Origin of the sequence: Nonomuraea sp. NPDC050540 (assembly GCF_044457485.1) — a bacterium.
Classification (GTDB): domain Bacteria; phylum Actinomycetota; class Actinomycetes; order Streptosporangiales; family Streptosporangiaceae; genus Nonomuraea.
Genome location: NZ_JBITHA010000044.1, coordinates 1 through 11,574, shown reverse-complemented (window position 1 = coordinate 11,574; position 11,574 = coordinate 1). Strand labels below are relative to the sequence as shown.

The 11,574-nt window shown below is 69.4% G+C and carries 10 protein-coding genes; 7 read left to right on the top strand and 3 right to left on the bottom strand.

Features of this window, described 5'->3' with window-relative positions; genetic code table 11:
* The 6 genes from ACIBI5_RS54130 to ACIBI5_RS54105 form a co-directional block, all read left to right on the top strand.
* A partial coding sequence (locus ACIBI5_RS54130) for a hypothetical protein (RefSeq protein ID WP_397259629.1) occupies positions 1 to 350 on the top strand: 350 nt, incomplete at its 5' end.
* A gap of 191 nt (positions 351 to 541) precedes the next feature.
* Positions 542 to 1,192 (top strand): arsenate reductase ArsC, encoded by a 651-nt coding sequence (locus tag ACIBI5_RS54125; protein WP_397259627.1) that lies wholly within the window; start codon positions 542 to 544, stop codon positions 1,190 to 1,192.
* Positions 1,193 to 1,232: 40 nt separating this feature from the next.
* Entirely contained in the window at positions 1,233 to 1,574 is a 342-nt protein-coding gene (locus ACIBI5_RS54120) for an ArsR/SmtB family transcription factor (RefSeq protein ID WP_397259625.1), read from the top strand.
* Entirely contained in the window at positions 1,574 to 2,641 is a 1,068-nt protein-coding gene (arsB, locus tag ACIBI5_RS54115) for an ACR3 family arsenite efflux transporter (RefSeq protein ID WP_397259623.1), read from the top strand. The genes ACIBI5_RS54120 and arsB overlap by 1 nt, the downstream gene beginning before the upstream one ends.
* Positions 2,634 to 3,023, top strand: coding sequence for an arsenate reductase ArsC (locus ACIBI5_RS54110; RefSeq protein ID WP_397259621.1), 390 nt, complete (start codon positions 2,634 to 2,636; stop codon positions 3,021 to 3,023). Before arsB ends, ACIBI5_RS54110 begins: the two co-directional genes overlap by 8 nt.
* An 83-nt stretch (positions 3,024 to 3,106) precedes the next feature.
* Positions 3,107 to 4,090: a hypothetical protein gene (locus ACIBI5_RS54105; protein ID WP_397259619.1), complete on the top strand. Its 984-nt coding sequence runs from the start codon at positions 3,107 to 3,109 to the stop codon at positions 4,088 to 4,090.
* A 15-nt stretch (positions 4,091 to 4,105) separates the two neighbouring features.
* On the opposite strand, the gene ACIBI5_RS54100 is transcribed toward ACIBI5_RS54105, so the two are convergent.
* The 3 genes from ACIBI5_RS54100 to ACIBI5_RS54090 all read right to left on the bottom strand — a co-directional run bounded on the left by ACIBI5_RS54100 (position 4,106) and on the right by ACIBI5_RS54090 (position 10,939).
* The gene (locus tag ACIBI5_RS54100) at positions 4,106 to 4,456 is read right to left on the bottom strand and encodes a metalloregulator ArsR/SmtB family transcription factor (protein WP_397259617.1); all 351 of its coding nucleotides are present in this window, start codon (positions 4,454 to 4,456) and stop codon (positions 4,106 to 4,108) included.
* A gap of 137 nt (positions 4,457 to 4,593) precedes the next feature.
* A complete protein-coding gene (locus tag ACIBI5_RS54095; RefSeq protein WP_397259615.1) occupies positions 4,594 to 5,196 on the bottom strand; it encodes a DUF6461 domain-containing protein in 603 nt (200 codons plus the stop codon).
* A 70-nt stretch (positions 5,197 to 5,266) separates the two neighbouring features.
* Entirely contained in the window at positions 5,267 to 10,939 is a 5,673-nt protein-coding gene (locus ACIBI5_RS54090) for a DNRLRE domain-containing protein (RefSeq protein WP_397259613.1), read from the bottom strand.
* Between the two features lie 175 nt (positions 10,940 to 11,114).
* Between ACIBI5_RS54090 and ACIBI5_RS54085 the strand changes: the two genes are divergently transcribed.
* On the top strand, positions 11,115 to 11,348 hold the full coding sequence (locus tag ACIBI5_RS54085) for a hypothetical protein (protein ID WP_397259611.1): 234 nt from the start codon (positions 11,115 to 11,117) through the stop codon (positions 11,346 to 11,348).
* Positions 11,349 to 11,574 lie beyond the last annotated feature (226 nt).

Sequence of the window (11,574 nt, the reverse complement as noted above, 5' to 3'; positions counted from 1 at the left end):
CCGGCGAGCGGTTCGTGATCGGGCTGACGGTCACATTCGCCGACGACATCATTCCCGGCGTGGGGGACACACCCGTCACGTGCCCGAGCAGAACCGCCGGCATCCGGTACCTCAACTGCGACTCCGGCGCCGCTCTGGTCGTCTGCACCGCGCAGATCGACGGGACGCCACCGTTCAGAATCACCTGGAAGATGAACGGAACAGAACAGACCTACTTCAGAGATTCATCCACCATGCGGGTGGGCTGCGTGGTGGGCCGCCCCTTCGACGTCCAGATCGCAGTCACCGATGCGGCCGGGACCAGCGCCGCGGACCGAACGGGAGGCTTCTGCAGGAGGATCCAGGAATGAGGATCTCGCCCGCGAGGCTATGAGGCCGGTGCCTGGCAGCTCTGGATGAAGCTTCCCCTCGGAGCCTCGGGCTGCCAGGACTCAACCCCCGCACCGGCCTCGAGAACGGACCGTTCACCCGCTGTTCGCCCACCCGTACATCGATAAGTGTCAATATCGAGGCTCATCAATGTGACCGCGGGAGCCCCGAGATGCCGGACACCTACAAGCGCCACGATCTGACCATCGACCAGCGGCTCGCCCTGACCACCGCCGCGCGCCGGCTGGGTGAGGAGTTCACCGGCATGTTCGGCACGGAGACGATCGAGCGGTTCCTGCACACCAGCTACGACCAGTTCGCCACCAAAGCCGCGGTGGCCAATTTCCTGCCGCTGCTGGCCGAGCGCTTCGCCCGCCAGCGCCTGCACGCGCTGGCCCGCGTCGAAGGTCACGGCGACGGGCGGCCGATCGTGTTGTTCCTGTGCGTGCACAACGCGGGGCGCTCGCAGATGGCCCTCGGCTTCTTCGCCGCGCTGGCCGGGGAGCACGCGGTCGGCTGGTCGGGCGGCTCGGAGTTCGCCACCGAGATCAACCCCGCGGCCGTGGCGTCCATGGCCGAGCGTGGCATCGACATCTCGCGCGAGTTCCCCAAGCCGTGGACCGAGGAGATCGTCCGCGCCGCCGACGTGGTCGTGACGATGGGCTGCGGCGACGCCTGCCCCGTCTATCCCGGCAAGCGCTACCTGGACTGGGAGCTGAAGGACCCGGCCGGGCTCGCGGCCGAGGACGTGCGCCCGATCCGCGAGGAGATCGAACGCCGCGTCCGCGCCCTGCTGGCCGACCTCGGCGTACCTGTAGCATAGACATCAATCAATATCGATGGCCATCTATAGGGAAGAGCGCATGGAGCTGTTGCAGATCCTGGAGTGCAGCCCGCCGCTGGCGCGTGAGCCGCTGGACGCCGGGCAGGCCGCCGGCGTGGCCCGGGTGTTCAAGGCGCTGGGCGATCCGGTACGGCTGCGCATCCTGTCGATCGTGGCCAGCCGCGAAGGCGGCGAGGTGTGCGTGTGCGACATCACCGGCGCCTTCGAGCTGTCCCAGCCGACCATCAGCCACCACCTCAAGGTCCTCAAGGACGTCGGCCTGCTCACCTCCGAACGGCGCGCATCCTGGGTCTACTACCGGCTGGTCCCCGAGACCCTGGGCGAGCTGTCGGCACTGCTCAGCGCGCCCGCCACCGTCTGATGTCCACCCCACGCTCCACGGCCGTGATGGCCGGGCTGTCCACGCTGGACCGGTTCCTGCCGGTGTGGATCGGCGCCGCGATGGCCGCCGGGCTGCTGCTCGGCCGAGCGCTGCCCGGCCTGAACGGCGCCCTGGAAGCGGTGAAGATCGGCCAGATCTCGCTGCCGATCGCGCTCGGGCTACTGCTGATGATGTACCCGGTGCTGGCCAAGGTCCGCTACGACCGGCTCGGCGCCGTCACCGGCGACCGCCGCCTGCTGCTGGCCTCCCTGGTGCTCAACTGGCTACTCGGGCCCGCGCTCATGTTCGTCCTGGCCTGGACGCTGCTGCCGGATCTGCCCGAGTACCGCACCGGCCTGATCATCGTCGGCCTGGCCCGCTGCATCGCCATGGTCCTCATCTGGAACGACCTGGCCTGCGGCGACCGCGAAGCCGCCGCCGTCCTGGTCGCCCTCAACTCCGTCTTCCAGGTCATCGCCTTCGGCCTGCTCGGCTGGTTCTACCTGGAACTCCTGCCCGGCCGGCTCGGCCTGGCGGGCAGCACCCTGGACGTCTCGGCCTGGGACATCGCGCAGTACGTGCTCATCTTCCTCGGCATCCCGCTGGCCGCCGGATACCTGTCCCGCAGGCTCGGTGAACGCGCGAAGGGCCGCGACTGGTACGAGCGGCGATTCCTGCCGAAGATCGGGCCCATCGCCCTGTACGGCCTGCTGTTCACCATCGTCATCCTGTTCGCCCTGCAAGGTCACACGATCACCGAGCGACCGCTCGACGTGGCCCGGATCGCGCTGCCGTTGCTGGCCTACTTCGCGCTGATGTGGGGCGGCTCGTTCCTCGCCGGGCGGGCGATCGGCCTGCCGTACCAGAAGACCACCACGCTCGCCTTCACCGCGGCGGGCAACAACTTCGAGCTGGCCATCGCGGTGGCGGTCGGCGTGTTCGGCGTCACCTCCGGGCAGGCCCTGGCCGGGGTGGTCGGCCCGCTCATCGAGGTGCCGGTGCTGGCCGCCCTGGTCTACGTCAGCCTGTGGGGCCGGAGACTGTTCAAGGAGCCTGCGCATGCCTAGTGTGCTGTTCGTCTGCGTGCACAACGCCGGACGTTCCCAGATGGCCGCCGGATGGCTGCGCGAACTGGCCGGAGACCGGATCGAGGTCCGCTCGGCCGGGTCCGCGCCCGCCGGCCGGATCAACCCGGTCGCCGTCGAAGCGATGCGCGAGGTCGGCATCGACATCACCGCCGCACAGCCCAAGGTCCTCACCACGGACGCGGTCCAAGCCTCCGACGTCGTCATCACCATGGGCTGCGGCGACGCCTGCCCGATCTTCCCCGGCAAACGCTACGAGGACTGGAAACTCGACGACCCCGCAGGCCAGGGCATCGAGGCCGTACGCGAGATCCGAGACGAGATCCGCGCCCGGGTGGAGAAGCTGACCCAAGAGCTCACGTAGGCCAACCTTTGCTGCGGAAGGCGCGTCTCACGCTTATGGGCTTATTGTTTCGCGGTACCGCCGCAGTCGCCGCCTTCGTCGTCATGACGGGGCCGGTCGCCGCTCACGCCGAGGCGCCGGCCAGTCAATGGAGTGTCGTTCATCACGACCGCCGCGACTCCTACGACGCGGTGACGGTCACTCCAGGTGGGGCGGTCTGGGTCGCGGGAACGAGCACGCTGTTGAAGGGCGGCCGGTCCGCCTTCAAGCGTGTCACCGGGCCGGGCTTCCGGGTGAAGCGGCTGACGTCGGCCTCCGACACCAGGGTCTGGGCGTTCGGCACGTCGCGCTACGCCCAATGGAACGGCAAGCGCTGGCAGGTCAGACGATGGTTCCATGGCCGGGTGGACGGCGCGTACGCCATCGGCAAGAACCTGTGGGTCATCGAGAACGCCAACGCGTTCCCCTCAGCCGGCACCGCCGGATGGAAGGCGCGGTCCACGCTGCGGCGCCTGGCCGGGTCGGCGTGGCGCAAGGTCCAGACGCCGATCGTGGTCAAGGGACTCGACGGCCGGTGGGCGGCGGGCTCGGCGCGGGGCACGGCGGCTCTGGCCCGCTGGAGTGGTACGGCCTGGCGTTCGGTACCCCTTCCGGCGATTCCGTCGGCCCGCTCGGGCCAGATCTCGGAGCTGACGGATGTCGCGTTCGACGGTGAGACCGGCCGGGTGATGGCGGTCGGCTGGGTCGCCTGGCCGTGCGGCCTCTCCTTCTGCGGTGAGACTTTGCTGCTGACCGGCTATCCGGGCAGCTGGACGTTCCAGGTCCGTGGTGAACCCGGCTTCCAGCCGCGCGCCCAGGCGGAGCCCGACGGCCGAGGTGGGGCCTGGGTCGTCTACGACGCCAAGGGCGGAGGCAGCGGATATCTGCACATCGGCGTCGACAGTGTCGAGCCGGGTGTCTTGCCGGCTCTGCCGGGCAGGAAAGCGTCCGTCCGCGACCTTGCGATTCAGCCGGAGAGCGGGTCCGTCTGGGCGGTCGGCGCGGCCCCTTCCGGCCGCGGCGGTACGATCTGGGCCTACCGCCGTTGAGCCGTCTCCGCCTGACTAGGCGGAGACGACCTCGCCCAAGGGCGCGAACAGGGCGCCGAGCCTGTTCACGGTCTCGGGGATGATCCGGTAGTAGACCCAGGTGCCGCGGCGTTCGCCGTCGATGAGGCCGGCGGTGCGCAGGATCTTCAGGTGGTGGGAGATCGTGGGGGCGGTCAGGTCGAAGGCGCCGGTCAGGTCGCACACGCACGCTTCGCCGCCGGCGTGGGAGCCGATCATCGACAGCAGGCGCAGCCGTACCGGATCGGCGACCGCTTTGAGCAGCACCGCCAGATCGGCCGCGTCGCTCTCGGAGATCGGCTCTCGGGCGATCGGCGCGCAGCAGGCGACGCTTGCGGGGGCGGCCATGACACGGCTCCTTGGTTCGACGTCAATCTAACTATATGCCGTGGAGCCGGGTGTTGTGGCCTCCCCCGATCTTGGGTGAGACGCCGGCGGCCGCGGGAGCCGGGCCGGCTGAACCGTCTTGGCCGCGCCCGATGGGCTCAGCGCATGGTGTAGCAGCGGTGCGTGGTGTCCAGCCAGGTCTTGTCGAGTTCCTGGCCCACGACCCTGCCGACGGCCACCAGAGCGGAGGTGAAGGCTTCGGCCGGTTCGGCGGCGGGCTCGTCCGGGTCGGACGGGTCGAGGTTGAAGCGCAGGCCGCTCAGATACGGGTCGAGAGCGTCCGGATCCATTCCGGAACGATCATCGGTGTCGTAGATGTCGAGCACGGTGAGCAACTCACCGGATCGCGCGAACTTCAGCAGGCATTCGCCGTGGAAGTCCCAGCTGACCGCCAGCGCTCGCCCCTCGCCGCGCGTCACCGCGAGCACGGCGTCGTCCTCGGCGATCCGGTGATCCCCGATGAGCACCGTCCAGGCGCCCATCCGGCCGGCCAGCAGGCCGGCCTCCGCCTCGTCGCTCCCGTCAGAACCCGGTCCCCATCCGGCGTAGTCGTCCGGCGCACCACTGTCAGGATCCCCGTGGAGCAGGCCGACGGCTTCCTCCGCCGTGGGGCCCTGGCACCAGACGGCGTAGAACTGCTGCATGGAGACGTCGCTCGGATCGTAGGAGCGAAGCAGCTGGAAAAGGTGATCCGCGGGCATGCCGTGCCTTCCCTTCGATCGATCTGAGGTACGGCTGCCGCCCGGCCGTGAGCCGGGCGGCAGCCGTACCTCAGGAGGGGGGTGTTCCCTTCACACTCACCCAGAAGCGGTCGCCGTTGGGCCGGACGTTACCGTCGGGGACGAGCACACGGTAGCGCGCGTAGAACACCGACAGGTACCAGCCGTCGCTCTTGTTGTTGCTGGCCGGTACACCTCGCACGGAGAAGTTGCCGTCACCCCATCCGGGGCCCTCCTTGACCGAGTTGAAGGGGAATTCGTCGCAGTCGCCGACCACCTTGGGCGTTTTGCAGGCCTTGCGCCGTTCACTCACCTGCACCGCTCCCCACGTCCGTCCCTTGGGGTCGAGTGGTCGTAGTTCGCTCTCGTTGATCCGGGTCAGCGGGGATCTGCTCCGCGCGGTCGATCCGTCCCAGTTCCCTGGAACCACCTTCTGACCTGCCGGTTTCTTGGGATTGGTGAGGTCCGGGGTGTTGAAGGCGGCCCAGATGTGGGCGGCGACGGGGCCTCGTTTGGCGTGGTCCACGTCCGTCCGGTAGATGCGGCTCACGTCCGGGAAGATGCAGGCGCCCTTGTAGCGGACGCGCTTCTCCTCCGGCCAGGCTCCCGGACTGCCCGGCCCCAGGGTTAGGTCGTCGCAGCGGACGGTCGGCGGCGTCCGGAGAGTGCCCTGCTCGTCCTTGAGCTTGCCCCACAGCGGAACGTTCGTGGGCCAGGGCTTCACCGCGATGACGTCCTTGATCTTCATCCAGGGGACGATCGTGCAGCGGCGTACCGCGTCGACGGTGCTGGAGGACTTGAAGCGGAAGTACTGCGTCGTCCCGTTCCAGTCCTTGATCCGGGCTTCGCGATCTCCGTCGATCGTCTTCGCGCAGGGCGAGCTCCCGCTGCTCGACTCGGTGGTCGTGGTCAGCTGCATGCGGGCGTTGCCGAAGCCGCTTTCGAGCGCGTACTGGGCTTCGTCGATCCCGACCCACATGGAGAACTCCGTCGGGGTGATCGGACCGGTCGTCCCGTCGCTCCCCGCGTTGCGGATCCCTGTCCCGTCCCGCGTTCCCAGGTAGGTGTTGATGACCGTGGTGGCCCGCATCATGAGGTCGATCCCGGCGGAGCCGTCGGGCAGCTTCACGCGGATCTTCTTCCTGGTGCCCGAGTCCGGATCCCAGTCGTCGAGCCAGGTGCTGAGGCCGAACCATCGGACGGAACAGCCGCTGAAGACCGTGGCGTCGGTCCAGATCCCCAGCCTCCCGTCCGTCGGAGCCTTCGCACGACAGGTGTTGAGGGTGTAGTGCCGGTAGTTGACCTCGTAGGGATCGGGTTCGTTCTGCTGCGCGGGCTGGGTCGCCCTCGCCGTCGCCCTCGCCGCGGGCGCCGTGCCCGTGCCTCCGGCGAGCGCGCCGATCTCCGTCGCGGTCAGGGGCCGCTGGTAGGTGCGCGCCTCATCCAGGTCTCCGCGCATGCGGGTGCCCAGCGTCAGCGGGCCCGTGCCGTTCCAGGCCTGGAAGCCGACCGGCGCGGAGGTGACGAGCTGACCGTTGAGGTACAGCGCCGCCGTACCGGCCGTCGCGTCGTAGACGCCCGCGAGATGGAACCACTCGTTGACCGGCGCTTCGACATCGGACAGGACGCCGGAGGACGTCGCGTCCGCGGTGTCGCCGCTGGTCAGAGTGAAGACCAGGCCGCGATCGGGAGTGTTGCCCAGGCGGAAGGGCGCCTGCCGGCCGCCTCGCTGCTCGGCGACGAGGTAGTCGCCGTCCTTGTCCGACCAGCGCAGCCAGGACGCGACGGTGAAGCTCTGGTCGGTACGGATCACCGGCCCGGCCGTTCGCGCCAGCGGCTCTTCACCGGCCGCCACGACGTCCACGGTGAGCGACTGCCACCCTGACCAGGCCGACGTCCGTTGCCCGGCGACGGCACGGGCACGCCAGCGCACCTTCCACCCGTCGGAGAGCCTCCCATCGGGTACGGTCACGCCGGCCTGGCTGCCCGATGGGACGTTGTCGGCCGCGCCGGTCCAGATCGTGCCGGTGCCCTGCCCGGTCGCCGCCGGGTCGTGCTCCAGCTCGAACTCGGCCCGCAGCGCCCCGCCCGCCGGATCGGTCACCTGCGCCAGCAGGTTCGGGGTCCGGCTGGTGGTGACCGTCGTGCCGTCGGCCTGGTGCGAGGGAACGACCTGAAGGGCGCCCACGGCAGGGTCGGGCTGGGTGTCGGGGACGTCGACGGTGACGTTCTGCCACACCGACCACGCCGAGGCGGTGGAGGCGCCGGCGTTGACGGCGCGAGCGCGCCAGCGGGTCTTCCACCCGTCGACCAGCTTCCCGGCCGGAACGGTCACGCCGGCCCTGCTGCCGGACGCGACCGCGGGGGAGGCGCCCGCCCAGATCTGGCCGACGCCCTGGCCGGGTGCGACCGGGTCGTGCTCGATCTCGAACTCGCCGGTCAGGGTGCCGCCGACGGTGTCGGCGACGGTGGCGCCGAGTTGCGGGGTGAGCGAGGTGGCCACCGTGACACCGTTCACGATCTGTGCCGGCGTGATGGCCAGCGCGCTCGCCGAGGGGTTGGAGGTCGCGGCGCCGATGGTGACGGTCAGTTTCGGCGCCGGATCGGCGAACTCGGTGTTCTCCGCGCTGGTGAAGACGCGGTAGTTGTCGGCGGTGCCGGCCTCGTTGGGGTGCATCAGGACGAGGCCGTGGTTGGCGGCACCGGCGGCCCAGTCCTGGGCGATGCCGGTGACGGTCCACTCCATCGCACCGGGGAAGGTCGCGCAGTCGGAGTTGACCGCCGTCTTGCTGATCTGCGCGTCCTCGGTGGTCGCGGCCGGCTTCCTGCCCCAGGTGAGGCTGTCGGCGCTCCACGCGCCGGTCAGCCGGCGCACCTGGATGCCCGCGCCCACCGAGCCTCCGCAGGCGGGAGCGTCCACGTTCACCAGGGACAACTTGGCGTCGGTGACCGTCTGCCCGGCCAGCCCGGTCGTGTCGAAGCGCAGGTGAGGCCGGTAGAGCCCGTCGATGAGCCGCCCCGCCGTGAGGTACGGCGTGCCGGGGTCTGCCGGGTCGGTCGGGAAGTCGGAGCCCACCTCGACGTCGGCGTTGAGCGGCAGCGTGATGGTCGGGTCGACGCGGACCGGCAGCACCGTGGAGGGATCGGTCAGGAAGGCGTGATCGGGCTTGAGCACCAGTTCGGTCTCGCCGCCCTTGGTGACCACCGACGTGTCGATGCCCGCCCGCCTGGCCCGGTGCGGGCGGCCCTGGTCGCTGCCGTCCCACATCACCGGCCGTGCCGCGGCCGCGACGACCTTCTTGTCGGGCCCCTTGAGCAGCAGCCGGCCGCTCTTGTCCGCGCTGAGCGACAGTCCGGACGTCTCCACACCCATCCGGATCTCCAACGGCTCGCCCGGCCGTTCCCGGACCACCACGTCGTGCCGGAACCCGGTGGGCAGCACCGTCACCACCAGATCCGCGCCCTTGCCCGCGGCGTCGGCGAAGGTCGCCGTGCCGCCGTTCACGGCCGGCTCCGGCAGAGCCGCCGGCCAGCGCAACGCGTACGACTTCCCGTCGCCGGTCGTCATCCTCGCGAACGCGCCGGATCCGCCAGCCGAGACCTCCACCGAGACCCCTGAGGCCGGCGCCTTCGGCCGCAGCACCTCGCCGTGCCGCGCCAGACGGGTGTCGATGGGGACCCAGGCGCCGCCTTGCCGCGTCCGTACCGGGCCTGATGAGATCTCCCTTCTGAACGACCCGTCCGGCAGGGCGTAGGTGACATTGGTCGCGGTCGTCTCATCGACGACTTCGACGGTTCCCTTCTGGCGGGTGGCTTCCCGCGAGGCCGCGACGCGTGCGGGGGAGGGCTGGTTGGTCAGCGCGTTGCCGTTCTTTCCCGGGGTCCAGGCGGCGGTGTCGTTCAGGGTCGCGGGATACCTGCCGTACGTGTCGGCGGCGGTCTTGCCCGTACCCTCGTCGAACGTCCAGCGCGCGCTGCCCGCCGACGCCGTCTCGAAGGCCCATGGGTAGGCGGTCATGGGGTTGGCGGACGCGTCGATCGCCTCGGCGATCTCGGCGGTGTACCGGACGGCGGGCTTGAGCGGTTGCGCCGGGGTGAAGGTGAACTCCTTCTGGGAGCCGTCCACGGTCACGGCGCCTTCGACCGCCGTCCCCGAGGGGTCCTTCAGGACGAAGTCGGGCTCCCAGACCGGCTCGTTGAACGTGGCCTTGATCGCGGTGTCGGTCGGCACCTGCGCCGCGTCCGCCACCGGGGTCGTACTCACGATCGTGGGGGCGGTGTCGTCAGGCGGGCTGCCCTCTTCGACCGTGCCGCCGTCCCAGGATTCCTCTCCGGACTCGCCGGTGAAGGGCTCGAGTTCCTCTGGCGCCACTTCGGCCACGTGGTTGGGGGTCGCGGCGAGAGCCTGCTCCTGCTCGTCGCTCATCGGGGGCACGTAAGGGATGTCGTCGCTGTCGACCCGCATCGCGACAGCCTGCTCATAGGTGGCGGGCTGGGGACGCTTCGGGCCCTCGTAGGAGTAGACGACAACCTCCGGCGGACCCGCGGGAAGAGGCGTGTATTCGATGAACAGGACGGGGCCGCGCGGGGTGAAGGGATAGGTGTCGTAGCCGCCGTACTCGTCGGAGCGGTAGTAGCGCCAGTTCTGCGGGCTGTCCGGTTCGATGACGGAGTTGAGGCGGACGCCGAGGTCGGGGGTGCCGTTCATCCAGGCCTGGACGATGAGCTCGATGGAGTAGTAGAGCTCGCCTTCGCCTTCGGGGCAGCGGGTGGCGCTGTAGGCGCCGCGGTTGGCGACGTGGCCGGACAGCACGGTGGAGGGCTGGTTGTTCCAGCTGATCGTGCTCGTGCTCCAGGGGCTGGTGACACGCTGCAGGTCGATGCCGGGGCTGTCGGTGTCGCTGCAGGTGTGGGAGTCCTGGTTGTGCAGGCGCAGGTCGGCGTTGTGGACCGTGCCGCCCTCCAGCGGGGTCCCCTTGATGTGGAAGTTGATGTAGGTGCGGTGGGTACGGCTGCCGCTGTGCGACTTCCCGGCCAGCAGCCACGGCAGGGTCGCGTTGGCGCTGCCGTCGGGCAGCACGTTCGACACGTGCGTGTCACCCGCGATGCCGGTGCCCTCCCACGTCTCCGACATGGTGGTGACGGTGACCGGATAGACGGTGGCCGGGTCGTCGAGGAACGCCGCCGGCGCCGTGTAGACCACGCTGTCACCGTCGACCTCGGCCTTGGCCTGCCCGATGGCGCCCTTGTCGGGTTCCAGCAACGCGGCGGCGTCCAGCATGGGCGCGGTCAGGTCGTCGACCTCCTTGCCCTTGGCGTCGAGCAGGCCGGGTGTCCTGTCGGCGCCGGTGCCGAGCTTGAGCCCCTTCGGCAACCGCATGGGCACCCGGAGCTGGACGTCCTTGCCCGGTCGCCGCCGGATCAGCACGTCGTGCCGGAAACCGCTCGGGGTGAGGGTCACCACCAGATCTGACCCCGGGCCGTAGGCGTCGGAGTAGGTGGCCGTGTTGCCCTTGAGCACCGGCTTGGGCAGCGTGGCAGGGGCCCCGACCGCGGTCGCGCCCGTCACGTCGGTGAAGCGGGCGGCGGTGGTGTCACCACCCGCCGACAGGATCAGGTCGCCCAAGCTCGCCTTCGGCCGGACGACCCCGTCCGTCTCCACGAGCGTGAGGTCGATCGGCGTCCACGCGCCGTTCTTCTTGACCCGGACCGGCGTGCTGGACAATTCCGCGCGGACGGTCTTGCCATCGGGGTTGGCGTAATACGTACCGGTTTCGGATCGATACTCGTCAATCTCAATACGCTTATTCAGCTTTTGGGCCTGGGCAAGCGTGGCTCCGGCCGCTGTGGTGGCTTTGAGGGGTTGCGGTTCGTTCGGCGGCGCCGCGGCAGCGGGATCCGTGAACGACGTCATCACTAGGGTCATGGTGGCAATCAGGCAGGTCGCACGGCGCGTCCAGCCGGATAAACCGGTTGCCGATCGTGGTGAATTCACTCTGCTCCTCAACGGGGAAGCCAGCAGGCAAGCAGATATTCCCATGGACCGAAACGTCGGCCAATACCAAAATTGCGCCGACGATGACACGCTGCGTAAAGACGTGCTCCTTAATTCTGGCAATGGTTGTGCTATATAGTGAAAATGTAGGGACACCCGTTATTGTTCGCGGTCTTTCCTAGGCTACGGCGCTGCGGGAGCCAGCTCGCATTGACCAGGCCCGCGCCGAGCAGCGCCGGCACCCTGGGCAGCCAGCACAGATACCGACGCCGCTAGTGCTGTGACCGGAAATGATCGCCGGGTTGGCGGGTAGGTCGCTCCTGCCGGTTGGATGGACTGATCACGTTCAATCGGTGCTCGGGAGG